The organism is Neglectibacter sp. CSJ-5, assembly GCF_032490475.1.
GTDB lineage: Bacteria > Bacillota > Clostridia > Oscillospirales > Acutalibacteraceae > Hominenteromicrobium > Hominenteromicrobium mulieris.
This window is the reverse complement of sequence record NZ_JAVYJC010000009.1, coordinates 61,343-78,101: the sequence shown is the minus strand read 5'-3', so window position 1 is coordinate 78,101 and position 16,759 is coordinate 61,343. Positions and strand designations below refer to the sequence as shown.

At 55.3% G+C, this 16,759-nt stretch carries 15 protein-coding genes; 2 read left to right on the top strand and 13 right to left on the bottom strand.

Translation table 11 applies throughout. From position 1 onward, the window contains the following. Window positions 1-120 precede the first annotated feature (120 nt). Together R2K26_RS14230 and pepD are read left to right on the top strand one after the other, a co-directional pair. Entirely contained in the window at window positions 121-264 is a 144-nt protein-coding gene (locus R2K26_RS14230) for a hypothetical protein (protein WP_316523167.1), read from the top strand. A gap of 20 nt (window positions 265-284) precedes the next feature. Next, window positions 285-1,727, top strand: a complete 1,443-nt coding sequence (gene pepD / locus R2K26_RS14225; RefSeq protein WP_316523165.1) for a beta-Ala-His dipeptidase — start codon at window positions 285-287, stop codon at window positions 1,725-1,727. Between the two features lie 73 nt (window positions 1,728-1,800). On the opposite strand, the gene R2K26_RS14220 is transcribed toward pepD, so the two are convergent. The 13 genes from R2K26_RS14220 to coaD all read right to left on the bottom strand — a co-directional run bounded on the left by R2K26_RS14220 (window position 1,801) and on the right by coaD (window position 16,747). After that, entirely contained in the window at window positions 1,801-2,961 is a 1,161-nt protein-coding gene (locus R2K26_RS14220; protein WP_316523163.1) for a cation diffusion facilitator family transporter, read from the bottom strand. 110 nt (window positions 2,962-3,071) lie between these two features. Next, on the bottom strand, window positions 3,072-3,464 hold the full coding sequence (locus R2K26_RS14215) for a VOC family protein (protein ID WP_316523162.1): 393 nt from the start codon (window positions 3,462-3,464) through the stop codon (window positions 3,072-3,074). Window positions 3,465-3,541: 77 nt separating this feature from the next. Then, a complete protein-coding gene (ftsZ, locus tag R2K26_RS14210; protein ID WP_316523160.1) occupies window positions 3,542-4,654 on the bottom strand; it encodes a cell division protein FtsZ in 1,113 nt (370 codons plus the stop codon). Window positions 4,655-5,009: 355 nt separating this feature from the next. Then, window positions 5,010-5,984 carry an FtsQ-type POTRA domain-containing protein gene (locus R2K26_RS14205; RefSeq protein ID WP_316523158.1) on the bottom strand — a complete coding sequence of 325 codons (975 nt, stop codon included), beginning with the start codon at window positions 5,982-5,984 and terminating at the stop codon, window positions 5,010-5,012. 42 nt (window positions 5,985-6,026) lie between these two features. After that, a complete protein-coding gene (murA, locus tag R2K26_RS14200) occupies window positions 6,027-7,319 on the bottom strand; it encodes a UDP-N-acetylglucosamine 1-carboxyvinyltransferase (RefSeq protein WP_316523156.1) in 1,293 nt (430 codons plus the stop codon). Between the two features lie 108 nt (window positions 7,320-7,427). Then, window positions 7,428-8,546, bottom strand: a complete 1,119-nt coding sequence (gene murG / locus R2K26_RS14195) for an undecaprenyldiphospho-muramoylpentapeptide beta-N-acetylglucosaminyltransferase (RefSeq protein ID WP_316523154.1) — start codon at window positions 8,544-8,546, stop codon at window positions 7,428-7,430. Between the two features lie 15 nt (window positions 8,547-8,561). Further along, entirely contained in the window at window positions 8,562-9,827 is a 1,266-nt protein-coding gene (gene ftsW, locus R2K26_RS14190) for a putative lipid II flippase FtsW (RefSeq protein WP_316523152.1), read from the bottom strand. 54 nt (window positions 9,828-9,881) lie between these two features. Next, on the bottom strand, window positions 9,882-10,883 hold the full coding sequence (gene mraY, locus R2K26_RS14185) for a phospho-N-acetylmuramoyl-pentapeptide-transferase (RefSeq protein ID WP_316523150.1): 1,002 nt from the start codon (window positions 10,881-10,883) through the stop codon (window positions 9,882-9,884). Between the two features lie 40 nt (window positions 10,884-10,923). Next, window positions 10,924-13,344 (bottom strand): penicillin-binding transpeptidase domain-containing protein, encoded by a 2,421-nt coding sequence (locus R2K26_RS14180; protein WP_316523148.1) that lies wholly within the window; start codon window positions 13,342-13,344, stop codon window positions 10,924-10,926. Window positions 13,345-13,542: 198 nt separating this feature from the next. Then, window positions 13,543-14,070 carry a cell division protein FtsL gene (locus R2K26_RS14175; protein WP_176819790.1) on the bottom strand — a complete coding sequence of 176 codons (528 nt, stop codon included), beginning with the start codon at window positions 14,068-14,070 and terminating at the stop codon, window positions 13,543-13,545. Window positions 14,071-14,147: 77 nt separating this feature from the next. Further along, window positions 14,148-15,074: a 16S rRNA (cytosine(1402)-N(4))-methyltransferase RsmH gene (gene rsmH, locus R2K26_RS14170; protein WP_396897261.1), complete on the bottom strand. Its 927-nt coding sequence runs from the start codon at window positions 15,072-15,074 to the stop codon at window positions 14,148-14,150. A gap of 676 nt (window positions 15,075-15,750) precedes the next feature. Next, window positions 15,751-16,224 carry an ATPase gene (locus R2K26_RS14165; RefSeq protein WP_176819789.1) on the bottom strand — a complete coding sequence of 158 codons (474 nt, stop codon included), beginning with the start codon at window positions 16,222-16,224 and terminating at the stop codon, window positions 15,751-15,753. A 34-nt stretch (window positions 16,225-16,258) separates the two neighbouring features. Next, on the bottom strand, window positions 16,259-16,747 hold the full coding sequence (gene coaD / locus R2K26_RS14160; RefSeq protein ID WP_176819788.1) for a pantetheine-phosphate adenylyltransferase: 489 nt from the start codon (window positions 16,745-16,747) through the stop codon (window positions 16,259-16,261). Window positions 16,748-16,759: the final 12 nt, after the last annotated feature.

Genomic DNA, 16,759 nt, shown 5'->3' with positions numbered 1-16,759 from the left:
AACGGATTCAAGTGTTTAGACATAAAGACGAGCTCCCTTCCGGTAGAATACTCACCTTTATGATACTCCACGGACAGGCTTTTTTCTACCCTTCCGTGTCTACTTTTATAATAGCATCAGGTGCATCTGACGAAGGTGCACACGGCGATTACGGCGCGCACGGCGCTTTTCAGCTACTACAAGGAATTATACGAGCAGCTTGGGCTGTACGAAGAAAACAAGCTGCAGATTTTCAAATACCTCATCTCCTCTTCGGAGGCGTGAGCGCGGAAAGGACGTTTAACATGGCATTTGTACTCGACCAAACAAAACCGAACCAAAAATATTTTGAGGCGATCTGCGGTATTCCGCACCCCTCAACCGAAGAAAAAGCCGTAAGCGACTACGTGTGCTCCGTTGCGGAAAAGCTGGATTTAGACTACGAGCAGGACAAATTGGGGAATGTCATCGTGCGCAAGCCGGCTTCTAAAGGGTACGAAGACGCGCCTGTCGTGATGCTGGAGGGTCACATGGATATGGTGTGCGTGAAAACACCCGAGAGCACGCATGATTTTTCGCATGACCCCATTGAGATTTATGTGGACGACAAGGGCGACATCCGCGCGAAGGACACGACGCTCGGCGCGGACGACGGTTACGGCGTGGCGTACATGCTGGCCGTGATGGAGGAGGATTTCCCCCACCCGCCGCTGGAGCTCGTCTTTACGGTGCAGGAGGAAAACGGCTGCAACGGCGTGGACGCGCTGGACGCGGGCAAGCTGAAATCCAGAAGAATGATCGGTCTTGACGTGATGGGCGAGACGGTGGAATACACAAGCTGTGTTTCCTGCTTTACGAGCGACCTGATGAAACTGACGAAAACGTGCGAGACGGAGCCTGCAAAGGGCGCGGCCCTCATGCTGACGGTTTCCGGCGTGCAGCCGGTGCACGCCGGCGCAATGGTGCACCCGGAGCAGTTCAATGCGATTAAGATCACGGCGCGTTTGCTTCATGCGCTTTCCGAAAACGGCGCGGCGTACCGACTTTCCACCATGGCGGGCGGCGAAGCGGAAAACTATGCGCCGGTGGAGACGAAAACGGTGATCCTCTGCGACGAGCCGGACACTGTGAAGGCGATTTTAAACGGCGAGATTGAGAAGATCGACCGCGAATTGCAGGACGGCAAGCAGAATTTGACACTTGAAATCCGCGATGCGGCGGCGAACGAGATGCTTTCGGATGCCGATACGCAGGCGATTGTCGATTTGATCTACCTGATGCCCTCGAACACGGTGGCAATCCGAACCGCGGGCGAGGAGATGACGGCGACGAACAACGTGGGCACGGTATCGTTAAACGGCGGCGGATTTGAACTGGTGATGTCCGACCGTGCGGCGAGCCGCAGCTTTAAAAACGGTGTGCTCGGCCGCGTGAAGCGCTTGGCTAAACTCTGCGGTTTCACGCTTGAGACGAGCCTGCGCTATGACTCCTGGGAATACCAGCCGAACTCCTACATGCGCCGCATGACGGCCGACCTGATGAAAGAAGTGTACGGCCACGAGATGGTGGAGACGGCGTGCCCGGGCGGACTTGAATGCTGCTCTTTATTGCCGCGCATGGAGGGGCTGGACATTGTGATGTTCGCGCCCATCGGCGAAAACTGCCACACGACAGACGAATACATGAATCTAAAATCGTTTGACCGCGTGTATGATTTCCTCAAAACGCTGCTTGGCAGGTTGAAATAAATATTTATAATTTGATATAAATATTAAAAAGCACGCCCCTTTCCGATGAATTTCGGGAACCGGCGTGCTTTACTTATCTGCGATCTATGGTGACAACGGTGCGATAATCGGGGTCGAGCTTTTGAATTTCGGTCTCTACCTTTTGGGTGATGACGGCGTCGCTATCCTTCACCGCGAACGGCACGGCAGCGTCGAACACGATATTACTGTGCGTAACGCCCCAGATGACGCGGAAATCGTGAATGGTGACGGTGGGGTACAGCGCGGTGACGAGCGACTGCACTTTGCAGTGCAGCGCATCGGTGCGGGCATCGCCGACAATAACGGGGTCAAGGTGAATGACCATGTGGATACCGAGGTCACGGCTGAAATCGCGCTCGATGTTATCGATGAGATCGTGGCTGACGAGAATGTCGTTTTTGGCATCGACCTCACAATGGGCAGAGGCAAAACAGCGGCCCACGCCGTAGTTGTGCACAGCAAGGTCATGCATGCCGATGATGCCGGGGTACGAGAGCATTTTCTCGGTAATGGTCTGTACGAGCTCGCCCTCCGGCGCTTGGCCGAGGAGAGGATCTGCGGTGCTGATTGTAAGCTGCACGCCGGAGAACACGATGAACAGCGCAACCGCCGCGCCCATGTAGCCGTCCAAATTCACGCCGGTGAGCATGGTGATGACGGCGCCGAGCAGCACGACGCTTGTGGCGATGACATCGTTGCGGCTGTCCTTGGACGTGGCTTCGACGGACTCGGATTTGATCATGCGGCCAACCTTGCGGTAAAAGAGGCACTGCCAGAGCTTTGCCAGAATGGAAATGACGAGCACAACGAGGGCGACAGGCGTGAGGGCGTTTTCCTCCGGCGTGAGGATTTTCTCAATGGACGACATGCCAAGCTGAAGCCCGAGGAAAATGACGATGAACGAGACGATGACGCCCGAAAGATACTCAATGCGCGCGTGGCCGAACGGGTGCTTTTCATCCGCCGGTTTACTTGCCATTTTAAAGCCGATGAGCGTGACGACGGACGAGCCGGAATCTGTGAGGTTGTTGACGGCATCGGCCGTGACGGAAACACTGTGAAAAACCGTGCCGACGATAATCTTCATTAAAAAAAGCAGAAAATTTGTGACGATACCGACGGCACCCGCCACGCGGCCGCATTTGTCGCGCACGGCAGGATCCTCGGTATTTTTATGATCGCGGACAAAGATCCGCAAAATGAGATCGGTCATAACAAAAATCTCCTTTTGGTTAGCGGCTGAAAACCCGCCAAATATGCAAGCAGAGCTTGAGGAAAGCTCCTCAAACTCTGCTTTTGGGTGATTTAATTTTGTAAATTGGCTTACTTCTGGTCAAAGAACTCGACGATTTCGCCGCAGGGGCCGGTGCAGAACGCAATGCGCGCGGTGATATCGGAAAGCTCTACATCTTTCGGTTCGATGGTGATCTCGTAGCCGGCTTCACGGACACGGGCGACACAACCGTCGGTATCCTCTGTTGCGAGCGCAAGATGGGCAAACTTGCCTTCCAGCGGCACATCGTTCTCTTCCGGGACGGGCAGCACTTCGATGCAGCTGTTGTCCCCGGTGGAAATCATCATGCAGGGGTATTTTTCGTCGCCCCACTGGCGCACGACCTTGAGGCCGAGCAGGTCGAGATAGAACGTTTTTGCTTTTTCAAACTGCGCATACGTCGGACGCAGTGCCACGTGGTGAATGCCTTTGATCAAGCTCATTTTGTTTTCCTCCCAAAAGTACATTTTATAAAGACAGGGTATCGAGACCGATACCCTGCTTGATTTGTAATTCTAAATTACTTTCTGTTGAAGATGGACATGATGTCGGAGAAGGTATCATCGTCGCTCTTCGCGGAAGTTGTGCTGCCGGTGCTCGGTGCAGACGGGTTGCCAAAGAGGTCTGCGTCGCTGATAGCCGGAGCTGCGGGCTTCTGGGTCTTTTCGCCGTTCATGCCGTCGAAGCCGGTCGCGATAACGGTGACCATCATCTCGTCTTCCATCGTCTCGTCGAATGCAGCACCCCAAATGATGTTTGCATCCTCGCTTGCGCGCTCGGTGATGAGCTGAGACGCGACATCGATCTCGTCGAGGGCGATGTCCGGAGAGGACTTGATGTTGATGATGACGCCCTTAGCGCCTGCGATAGCGGTCTCAAGCAGCGGACTGGAGATAGCCGCAACAGCTGCCTGCTCTGCCTTGTCCTTGCCTGCCGCACGGCCGACACCCATGTGTGCATAGCCTGCATCCTGCATGATGGACTTGACATCCTCGAAGTCGAGGTTGACGATGCCCGGGATCTGGATGAGGTCGGAAATGCTCTGTACGCCCTGACGGAGAACGTCATCGGCGATGCTGAATGCGTTTGCAAGCGTAATGCGCTGCTCGCTGACGAGCTTCAGTCTTTCGTTCGGGATGACAACGAGGGAATCGACGTGCTTGCGCAGCTCTGCAATGCCCTTTTCTGCCTGATCCATACGGCGCTTGCCTTCAAAAGCGAACGGCTTTGTGACGATGCCGACGGTGAGGGCACCCATATCCTTTGCAATCTCTGCAACGACCGGTGCTGCACCCGTGCCGGTGCCGCCGCCCATACCGGCGGTGACGAAGACCATGTCTGCGCCCTTGAGAGTAGCTGCGATCAGCTCGCGGCTCTCCTCGGCAGCCTTTGCGCCAACCTCCGGCTTGGAGCCTGCGCCTCTGCCCTGTGTATTCTTTTCACCGATCTGCACGCGGGTCTTGGCCTGCGAGCGGGACAGTGCCTGACGGTCTGTATTCATGCAGACGAGCTCGACGTGCTGCACGCCGGCATCTGCCATGCGGTTTACGGCGTTTCCGCCGCCGCCGCCTACACCAACAACCTTAATGGTCTGGGGGGTCTCTTCAAGCATGTTATCAATTTCAAACGGCATTTTATGTTCCTCCTTGATTTGGTCTTTAACCGTTAACGATCCGCACGGATCCGGGATTTTCATTCATCACGCCGCCTCCGGATTCAAAACGGTTTTCTCTCGAGCTTCGATCAAATCCGCCGGATAGCGTCCCATAAAGGGCCATACCTTTACAGTTCTTTACAGTCTTTCAGCTTTACATAGCTTCATACACTATAATTTATCACTTTTCCCGCCAAAATTCAAGATGAAAGCGGCAAAAAAGTGAGCCTTTGCAAATATTTTTACTTTACAGCGGTTTTCGGGAAATCTATGGTGTCGGGGCTGTTCAAATTACCCGAAAGACTTGTGAAAAACAGGGAAACGCTTCCAAATTTTACACGTTTTCGGCGTCGCCCGTGTTGTCACCGCTGTCGTCTGCTGCGGGGTCCGTAATGCCGTCGGTATCACCCGTGGGGTTGGCAGTATCACCGTTCTCCCCGTCGCCGTTTGCGGTGCTGTCTGTGCCGTCCGTGCGGCCTGCGGCATCACCGGGTGCGGGCGTGGCGGAGGCTGCGGTGCGGTCTTCCTCGTAAAACGCCTTATTTTTCTCCGGCACAACGGAAAGATCGATGGAGCCGACGGTCTCCTCGGTGATCTCGCCGCTTGTTTCCATTTGACGCAGCATCTCGAGGCCAAACGCCATTTTGTAGGACATGCCGTTCATGTTGCCGAAACGGAACGTGATGCGGTTATCATACGTCAGCGTAAGGTCGTAGGGGTTCGTCATGTTGATCTCCGTGACGTTCTGCGTCTCGTTTTTCGTCATCTGCTCCGCGATGGCGTCATAGACTTCTTTGACGGAATCATCGCCGAACGTGATCGTTTCGCTGGGCTTTGTGTTCGTGGGATTTGCCCCGAGCACCACAGTCGTGCCCTCGCACGGCTGTGAAGCGATCTCCAGCACCTTGCCGGAAGCACTTACATAGAGATAACCCGCGTCGCACGCGACGGAAAACGCCGTTTCGGCGGGGGTAATTTCAATTTCAATGGTGGAAGGGATATGCTTTACGATCTTTGCGCTTTCAATGTACGGGAAACGGTGCTCAAGCGCTTTTTCGCGGCTTTCCGTTTCCAGCAGCACGAGGTTATCGCCCTCGTTGATGCCGCACACGCGGCGGATATCAGCTTCATCGTAGCCGGCATCTGACGTGAATGTGACGTTGCCCACCTTGAAAAACACGAAGATGCACAAAAGAACCGCGCCGATGACGACGACGCTGAATGCGATTATATTGAACAGGAGCAGCGCCCTGCTTTTTTTCTTTCTCATTGCGAGCTTTTCCGCTGCGCTGCGTGGAGTACGCGCCATGTTCAGCCTCCGTTTTTCACGTTTTATCTCTTACTTTTCGCTCTATATTCGGTATACGTCTGCGCCGAGCGCCCTTAAGTTCTCTTCAAAGTGCGCATAGCCGCGGTCGATGTACTGCGGGTGCATCACCTGTGTTTCACCCTGCGCCGCAAGGCCTGCGATGACAAGCGCCGCGCCGCCGCGCAGATCCTCTGCCGAGACCGGCGCACCGGAAAGCTGCGGCACGCCCTCTATGACAGCCACCTTGCCCTCTAACTTGATCTTCGCGCCGAGCCGGTTGAGCTCACCGGCATGCTTATAGCGGCTTTCAAAAATGTTCTCTACAAAAATACTGGTGCCGTCCCCCACCGCCGCCATGGTCATGACGGGTGCCTGAGCATCCGTAGGGAAGCCGGGGTACGGCATGGTGCGCACGTGACGCACGGGTTTTAATCTCTGCGGTGCGCGCAATAATAATTCGCTGCCGGACTGCATCACGGCGCAGCCGGTGCTTTCAAACGCCGACAAAACCGGCAAAAGGTGCTCGCTGTTGACATCACGCAGAAGCACCGTACCGCCCGTGACGGCGGCCGCGGCCATGTATGTTGCGGCGGCGATGCGGTCCGGCATGACGGTGTATGTGCTGCCGTAAAGGTGCGGCACGCCTTCGATGACAATGCAGCTTTCGCCCGCGCCGTGAATGTGTGCGCCGCAGCGGTTTAAGTACCCGGCGAGATCCTCAATCTCCGGCTCACGCGCGGCGTTTGTGAGCACCGTTGTGCCCTTGGCGCGGGCAGCGGCGAGCAGCAGGTTTTCCGTTGCGCCGACGCTTGGGAACGCAAGCGAGACGAACCCGCCGCGCAGCCCGCCGGGCGCGGTGCACAACAGGCAGCCGTGCTCTTCGCGAATTTCTGCGCCGAGCTTGCGCAGCGCCTCCAAATGCAGATCGATGGGCCTTGGGCCGAGCTCGCACCCGCCGGGGAACGACAATCTTGCTTCGCCGCAGCGAGACAGAATCGCGCCCAAAAACACGATGGACGAGCGCATCTCCCGCATGAGGCTGTGGGGAATATCGCAGCGGGTCATGTCGTCCGCGCAGACCGTTAAGGTATCGCCCGTGTGGGTACAGCGGCATCCGAGCCGCCGCAAAATGGTGACTGCCGTGTGCACATCGGACAGTGCGGGGCAGTTGTGCAGCACCGTTTCGCCCTCACAGAGGAGTGCCGCCGCAAGCAGCGGCAGCGTGCTGTTTTTCGCGCCCTGCACGGTGAGCTCGCCGCAAAGGCGATTGCCGCCGCGCACCAAAACCGCTTCCTGCCGGGCACAGCCCGTATGTTCCAGTTCATATTCTTCCATATACACACCCCGTATTCTGTAAGGCGGCAGAAAGCGCGCCTTTGGATACGGTCATAGTATGCAGCGGAAAAATTTTGGGGTATGTCCGCCTGAAATGCGTTTTACGGTTTACTTTTTTGCTTTTTCGCAGATGATGTTGTAAATGCGGTCATTTGCGTCCAGCACAGCCATGGCTTTCGCATTTTTGCCGATCTCTTCGGCGCGGCCCGGCTCGGAAAGGATGGCGTTCACCGTTTCCCATAGCTTTTCACCGGTGAGGTCTTTTTCTTCGATCATCACGGCGGCATCGCGGTTCACGAGAGCCATGGCGTTATGGAACTGGTGATTTTCGGCAACGTTCGGGGACGGAATCAGAATGGAGCACTTACCCGTGGCTTCGATCTCCGTTAAGGTGATGGCGCCGGCACGACCGATGACGAGGTCGGCGGCGGCGAGGCACTCCGGCATGTTGTCTATGTACTCGAGCATGCGAATCTGCGGGTTTTCTTCTTCCTTTACACCCGCTGCGTGCACTTCGTCGAGGAATTTTTCATCGTGCTGGCCGTAGCCGTGGATGTGCTGATATTTCTTCTCTTTGGCGCTTTCACCGAGCATGTATGCCGCGGCTTTATTGAGCGCCGCTGCGCCGAGGCTGCCGCCGAACGACAGCACAAGCGGGCGATCGTCGAGATTCAGCGCCTTGCGGGCGGCTTCGCGCTCGGCCTGCAAAACGGAAACGCGCACCGGGTTGCCGGTGAAGACGCAGTTATCTTTGCGGTCGAGGTACTTTTTCGCGTCCTCAACGGCGAGCATGACGCACTCCGCGTGCTTTGCAAGCGCTTTAGTCGTCATGCCGGGATAGGCGTTCTGCTCGTGGATGACGGTGGGAATGCCGAGCTTCTGTGCGGCGCGAATGACGGGGCCGCTGACGTAACCGCCGGTGCCGACGCAAATATCCGGCTTAAACGCCTTGATGATGCGCTCGGACTCGATAGACGAGGAGAACAGGCGGAACACGGTTTTGATGTTGCGGCGGATGTTCTTCGCCGTTAATTTACGTTGAAAACCCGAGATGCGGATGGTTTTGAAATCGAAGCCCGCTGCGGGCACAAGACGTTCTTCCATGCCGCCCTTGTTGCCGACGTACAGGATTTCGGCATCCGGCTGCTTGGAGCGCAGATAACCGGCCGCCGCAAGCGCCGGATTGATGTGGCCGGCGGTGCCGCCGCCTGCAAATAACACACGCATAATTGAATACCCCTTTTACATTTTTTCTGTATTGGAATGCCGCGAGACCGACAGCAGCACGCCCATTTCCGCAAGAAGCATGATGAGCGCCGTGCCGCCGTAGCTGAAGAACGGCAGGCTGATGCCGGTGTTCGGGATGGTGTTTGTGACAACGCAGATGTTGAGAATGGCCTGAATGCCGAACTGGAACGTGATGCCAAGCGCCAACATGGTGCCGAAGCGGTCACGCGCATGCAGCGCGATATATACGCCGCGCCAGATGAAAAGCGCAAACAGGATAATGACGATAAGCGCGCCGATGAAGCCGAGCTCCTCGCACACTACGGCAAAAACGAAGTCGTTTTGCGGCTCCGGGATGTAGAGATACTTTTGTCTCGACTGCCCGATGCCGACGCCGAGCAGCTGCCCGGAGCCGATGGCGTAGAGTGACTGCACCGTCTGCCATGTATCGACGCCCTCCGGCGGGTTGAACGGGTCAAGCCAGCCGTGGACACGGTCCATGGCGTAGGCAAATTTTGAGGAAAACAGCACGAGCGCGCCGATGACGGCTGCCGCCGCGCCGCCGATAACGGCGAAATAGCGGAACTTTGTGCCGCCGACGAACATCATGATAAACGCGATGAGGCAGATGATGATGGTGGCGGAAACGTGTTTTTCCGCGATGACGAGCACGCAGATGAGGCCCAAAATACCGAAGAACGGCAAAAAGCCGTAGCGGAAGGTTTTCATCCTTTCACCGTACAGCGCAATGAGGTGCGCAAACATCAAGATGAGCGCGAACTTTGCGATCTCGGACGGCTGGAATTCGACGAAGCCGAGGTTCAGCCAGCGCACCGCGCCGCCTTTGTTCGGCGCTAATTTTGTGCCCTTAAAGACAAGCACCATTAAAAGCAAAAGAATGGAGACGGCGAAAATGGGCAGGTTCAGTTTATGCAGCTGGTGATAATCGAACGTGGAGATGGCAAGCATCAGCACAACACCGACCAAGGCGAACATACCCTGACGGAGAATGAAGTAATAGCTGTTTCCGTAGTAGTAATACGCGTAGGCATAGCTTGCGGAGAACATCATAACAAGTCCCACGGCAAGCAGCACAAGGATCAAAAACAGCATGGTCATGTCAAGGCCGAGACCCAAAGTGAAAATTCTATATTTGATGCGCCCGCGCCGTTTGCCGCGCCTTGCGGCTGCGGATGCCGCCTCTTCTGCGGGCACGGCGGATAACCGACGGCTTGGGACCTGTTCAAGCCCACGCGCCGTGGAGCGTCTTGTCTGCGCCATTGCTGTAAACCTCCTTTTTTCAGTTAATTTCTATTTTATCCCATTTTCAGGCGTTTAGCAGCCGAACACCGCCAAAAGTACGCCGATGATACCGGCAAAAAGTGTAACGCCGCTGAACACGAAGCAAATCTTATTCTCGTTCCAGCCGCACATTTCAAAGTGGTGGTGGATCGGCGCCATTTTGAAAATGCGTTTGCCGTGCGAAATTTTAAAGTATGTAACCTGTAAGACAACAGAGAGAATCTCTACAATATAGATAATACCGATGAGGATGAGCAGAATCGGCATATCCACGCCGAACGCCAGCGCGCACACTGCGCCGCCGAGGAACAGCGAGCCTGTATCGCCCATGAAGACCTTAGCCGGGTTGGCGTTCCAGAACAGGAAGCCGATCATCGCACCGACGATGGCCGCCGCGTAAAGTGAAAGCCCCACGCGGTTTAGAAGCATCGCAATGACAGAGAAGACGAGTGCGACGACGAGCGTGACGGACGTATTGAGGCCGTCGATGCCGTCTGTGAAGTTCACGGCGTTGACCATGCCGACGATGAAGACAGCTGCCAGAATGTAGTAGAAGAAGCCGAGGTCAACGGTGCCAAGAAACGGGATGACCGTTTCGGTGGTGCCGCCCGCAAGTGCGACGGAAAGCAGGTAGGCGCCGACGATGATGAACTGCAAAATGAGCTTTTGAATCTCGGTGAGACCGAGGTTGCGATGCTTTTTGATGCTGATGTAATCATCTAAAAAACCGACGATACCAAAGCCCACCGCCATGAACGCACCCGCAATGACCTTGACGAGCATGAGCTGCGTTTCCGCGCTGCCGTTCAGCCACAAAAATGCAATGCAGATGACCGCCGCGACGGAGCTGCCGATGATGAACATGAGGCCGCCCATGGTGGGCGTGCCCTGTTTATTTTTATGCCAGCTGGGGCCGACCTCTCGAATGGTCTGGCCAAATTTGATCTTGTGCAGAAACGGCACCATGAAGTAACCGAGCAGCCCTGTGATGACCGCCGCAATGACGATTGCAAGGCAATACAGTACAATATCCATACGTTATGAACTTCCTTTCCTACCCTCTCAATGTATGTTTTTACTCTTCGCTGTTCGTTGAGGTGTTGCCCGCCGCTTCGACGCCGCCGGAGCTGACAAACGAAATGCGGATGACGGAGCCGCGCTTGACCTTAGTGCCTGCGATATCCTGACTTTGTGCGTAGCCGGAATCGCCGTCGCCCACAACGAGCACCTGCACATCGGCAAGGCCCGCCAAGTAGCGGCAAGTATCGATGTCATAGCCGATGAAGCTCGGTACCTCCACATACGTTTCGGGATCCGGCTCTTCGGTGTAAAGCGCGACCATGCCTTCCTTCGGGATAGATGCGCCCGGAGACGGCACCTGCACCGTGACGAGCGCGTCGTCTTCGGCGTCGCCGACAACCGTGCCGCTGAAGCCCTGCTCTTCCAGATGGCTTTTCGCTTCTGCCATGGTCATGCCAATGACGTTCGGCGCGGTAGCGGAGAGATTTTCATATTCCGATTCCGTATACTGCGGGTCTACGCCAAGGTACGGGAGTACCTCTTCCATGATGGCGGCGAAGATCGGGCCGGCCTGCGTGCCGCCGGACGCGCCGCCGATCTGCGGCTCGTCGTAGAAAACGAGCAAGGCGTACTGCGGATCATCTGCCGGGGCGTAGCCGCCGTAGGAAACGACGTACTGCATGCCGCGGTCGTTGCCCTCTGCCAAATCTTGATAATACAGCGCGACTTTTTCGGACGTACCGGTCTTGCCCGCCACGCGGTAACCGGCGACATAGCCGTTTTTGCCGCTTTCGCTTGTGGCGTTTTTCTGAAGAATGGCCGTCATGCGCTTGGAGACATCTTCGGAGATGACCTGACGCTTGTAGCTGGTATCAGTCGTTTTGACAATGTTGCCGTCGCTGTCCAGCATGCGGTCTACGACGTGCGGCTGCACAAGGTAACCGCCGTTTGCTACGGCAGCAATGGCCGTGATCATCTGAATCGGTGTGATGGAGAAGTTCTGGCCGAACGAAGACGTTGCAAGCTCGACGATATTGAGCTCGTCTTCGCTAAAATAAAGGCTGTCTGCTTCGCCGGGCAGGTCGATGCCCGTGCGCTGCGTAAAGCCGAAGGCTTCAAAGAAATTGAAGAACGTGTGGCGGCCCATTTTTTGACCCAGCCAGATCATGTACGGGTTGCAGGAATTGCAGATGCCGTCCACCAGTGTTTCCGTGCCGTGACCGGCGTGGTACCAACAGCTGATGGGGTCGATGGTGGGATCATCAAACACCCACTGGCCGGTGCAGGTGTACGTGGAATCTTCGGAGGCCACGCCGGATTCCATGGCCATGGAGCCCGTGACCATTTTGAAAACGGAACCGGGGTAGTAGGTATCACTGACGGCTTTGTTTCGCCACTGCTTATTCTGTGCTTCGGCCCACATTTGGTCGGTAAGCTCGTCGCGCAGTGTGGTGACGTCGATGCGCTCGTAATCCGCAAGGGCCTTTTTCGCTTCCGCGCGCTCCTCGTCGGTCTCGGCGTTATCGATGGCAAGCTGTAAGGTGTTTAATTCCTGCTGCTCCTTTTCCTGCGCTTTTTTCAGCGCGTCTTCCACCTTTTCCGGGATGGCGTCTTCGGCCTCCTGCGAAATGGTGAACGGGTCATTCGGGTCGTAGTCGCCCTTTGTGGAAAGCGCCAAAATGGCGCCGGTCTTGACATTCATCAGAACGGCCGTGCCGCCCTCCAGCGCGCCGCAGGCCTCAAGGCCCGCCTGCAGATGCTTTTCTACGATGCTCTGTGCGGTCTCGTCGATCGTGAGCACAAGGTCGTAGCCGTCCTGTGCCTGTACGTATTGGTCATACTGGAACGGCATGTCGTCGCCCTGTGCGTTCTTCGCGCTGACAAGGCGGCCCGCCGTGCCGGTAAGCTCGCTGTCGTATTCCGTTTCAACGCCCGCAAGGCCCTGATTATCCGTGCCCGTGAAGCCGAGCACCGTAGAAGCCGTGGTGCCGTAGGGATAATAACGCTTATAGTCTTCCATCAGCGTGATGCCGCGGCCGATTTTTTCGTCCTTGATATACTGCACGATCTCATCGCGCACCTCGGTCTCCACCTTGCGCTTGACATAGACAAAGTAGCTGTTCTGCTGCGCTTTTTTTAAGACAGCGTCGTAATCGAGCCCTAAAATTTCGGAAAGACCCTTTGCAATCTTCACGTCGTCGCCTTCATCGATGTAGTTCGGCTCCAAGGCGACCGTCCACACGCTGGCGCTCTGCGCCAAGACCTTTGTGCCCGTGGCATCGTAAATGGTGCCGCGCGAGGGCGTAAGCTGCGTGGATTGCAAACTCTGGTCGACCGCATCGGTCTTTAAGGTTTCGCCGTTGACAAGCTGCAGGCGGACAAGGTTTGTGATAACGGCGCCAAACCCGAGCACCAGCACAAAGCCCACGATGACCATTGTGCGCTGCCAGACGCCGGAACGATTTGATTTTGCCATGTAAAAAATGCCGTCCTTTCTGCTGCGCCCTTCATTCGCAGCCAAAAGTTGCCGTATACCGAAAAATGAGAGTTAAGAATAAACTCTCAACTCTCCTCTCAAATTCCCCTCTGCCGGGGGCCGCATAACCCATTTGTATTCTTTCATGCCGCAAAATAGCAGCGTATCCGCAAAAAATTCGTATGTATAAAGGCTAAATCAGGAAAAGAGCGACTGCAAGACCTGCCAGATACGGTCCAACAGGTTCGGTGTCTTTTCGGCCTGCACTACGGTGCCCTCATCATCCTGCGTGAGGCTGATGTAGGAAGTCTGCCCGTCCGCTACCTTTTCCATGCCGAGCTTTTCGCGCGCGATCTGCTCGATCTCCTCCGTATTGAGCTTGGAGGCCGCCTGCATTTCAAGCTGAATGGCAATGCTTTTCTCCTGCGAAAGGCTCTCGTTCGCCGTGTTGATCTCATCGGTGAGCTCTGTAAGCTGCACCTGACTGAACACCACCGCACCGATGGCGCCGACGATGACCAGCACCACCGCAAGGTTCATGAGCATTTTGACCGTATTTGCACTGTGTCTGTGACTGCGGCGCAGCTGTTTTTCATCCAGCTTCACCACATTGTTTTTCTGTTTTTGTTTTTGGGGCGCTTTCGGCTCCGGAAGCTTCGGTGCCGCGCTGCCGTGATCTCTGCTGTCGAAAAGATCAAAATCGTATGCGTTTGATGTAGATGCCATGTTGTTTCCTCCTTTCGGAAACTTATCCCAACAAATTCAGCTGTATTCTCTCAGGGATACCCTAATCTTTCAAAATCTCACAGTTTTTCAATAACGCGCAGCCTTGCGCTGCGGGCGCGCGGGTTTTCGCGAAGCTCTTCCTCACTCGGTGCAAGACCCTTTTTGTAGATGAGCTTGCCCTTCGGCTTGTTGCCGCACACGCACACGGGGAAATCTTTCGGGCAGGTGCAGCCCTCGCACCACTTGTTCATCTGCTGCTTGACGATGCGGTCTTCAAGCGAATGGAACGTGATGACGGAAAGCCTGCCGCCGGGCTTTAACAGCCCAAACGCCGCCGCAAGACCCTTTTTGAGCGCGTCCAGCTCGCCGTTTACCGCAATGCGCAGCGCCTGAAACGTTCTTCTGGCCGGATGTCCCTCCGCGCGGCGCACCGCTGCCGGCACGCTTTCGCGGATGATCTCCGCAAGTTCTAATGTAGTTTCAATCGGTTTTTCTTCGCGCGCTTTCACAATGCCCTTTGCAATGCGCACCGCGCTTTTATCTTCGCCGTAACGGCTGATGATCTCGGCCAATTCCTGCCAAGAGAGTGTGTTTACAAGGTCTGCGGCCGAGGTGCCGCTTTGGCTCATGCGCATATCGAGCGGGGCGTCAGCGTGGTAGGAAAAGCCGCGCTCTGCGGTATCGAGCTGATAGGACGAAACGCCGATATCGAGCAGCACGCCGTCGACATTAACGATGCCGTGCTCTAACGCGATCTTGTCCATATCGCAGAAGTTGCCCATGGCAACGACGGAGCCGGGATATTTACCGAGCCGCTCTTTCACAACGGTAATGGCGTCCGGGTCGCAGTCGATGGAAAGCAACGTGCCCGTTGTCAGGCGTTGTAAAATCGCGCCGGAGTGGCCGCCGCCGCCCGCGGTGCCGTCTATATAAGTGCCTTCCGGGTCGATGTTCAAGGACTCGATGGTCTCTTTGAACAGCACCGGTTTATGCTCAAAATGAATTTCACTCATGATATATTTGTCCGGCGGAACGGATGCGTTCCGGCAGACACTCCTCATTGAACTTTGCCCGAAAAAAGCCGGGCGGATGAGCGCCAAGCAGGGCGAAAAGGCAATGAAAATCCAAAGCCCATGCGGTTTTCCGCAGGGTTTTCGCTGCTTGCACGTCCATTATACCTTATCCCACATAGAAAATCAACCCGCGGCAAAAAAATTTATGTTTACCATGTTCGATGAAAAGGCGCGGATTTCCGATATTTTTCTTGGATTTTGTTCGTATATTTTCCGATTTTCGGCAAAATAGCGCCATGTTGAAAATTCTGTGTATTCTCATGCAAAAAAACTTTTGCAGTTTGTTCACATTCCCGGTTTTCGGAAGCGGCTCCGTTTACACGCTTTTTGTGGAAAACGTAGGTCATTTATAAAAAGGGCGGCGCTGCCGCCCTTTCAGGGAACCCATGCAACCGGGTTCTCTACACTTAAAACGTCCAGTGGACGTTTTGGATAGGCAAAAGGATTTCGCCATTGAGAATGGCGACTTAGGGCGCTACCCTAAGAATCCGCAAGTTTTCTCGAAGAAAACTTGACTAAAGACTTTAAACCGCCGTTTCCGTTCGCTTATTTTAACAAAAACGGCAGCTCGCCCAACTGCCGCGAACTGCCGTTTAAAGCTCTTAAATTACTGCTGTGCGCTCGTGCCGTGGATGGACTGGCGGGTCTTTCTCAGCTCTGCAAGGTTGGCGCTCATCGCGTCGTCTGTGCGGCGGAGCAGATCTTCCACATAGTCGTTGGAAGCCTTCTGCATGCTGCGGAACTTCTCCTGCGTCTGCGCCATGATGTCGTTTGCTTTTGCCTGTGCCTGGCGCACGATCTCTTCCTGGTTGACGAGTGCTTTTGCCTTCTCCTCTGCGACGCGCACGATGGTCTCCGCCTCGCGCTGTGCCTCGCTGATGATCTGGGCGCGGTCTGCGACGATGGCCTTCGCCTTGCGCACTTCGGACGGGATCGCCTCGCGAATCTCATCAAGGATCTGCTTTGCGTCTTCGCTATCTATAAACGATTTGCCGCCTGCAAAGGGAAGGTGCCAGCCTTTCTCCAGTACGTCGGTCAATTCATCAATTAAATCTTCTACGGTTGCCTGCGTGTTGCTCATAAAAAATCCATTCCTTTCGTATTTTTAGCCGCATTCAGTCTGCCGTGCGGCAAAGTCTCTGATTTATTTTCTCTAAAAGGCACTCGGGCACAAAATGGGAAATATCGCCGCCGAAGCCCGCAATCTGCTTGACCATGCTGGAGCTGAGGAACATGTGCTCGATGCTGGTCGGCAGGAACAGCGTTTCAAACTCCGGATTCAGCTTTTTATTGGTGAGCGCCATCTGAAATTCATATTCAAAGTCGGAGATTGCGCGCAGACCCTTCACAATGGCAGCCGCATGCTTTTCGCTTGCGTAATCCGCCAAAAGACCGCGCACGCAGTCTACCTCTACATTTTCCATATCGGCCGTGACGGTGCGCAGCATTTCCATGCGCTCCTCCACCGTAAAGCTCGCGCGCTTATCCGGGTTTACCGGTACCGCGACGATGACTTTGTCGAAAATTTTGCACGCACGGGAGATGATGTCCATGTGTCCCAGCGTGACCGGGTCAAAGCTGCCCGGACAGATCCCTATTCTCATTGATATACCGCC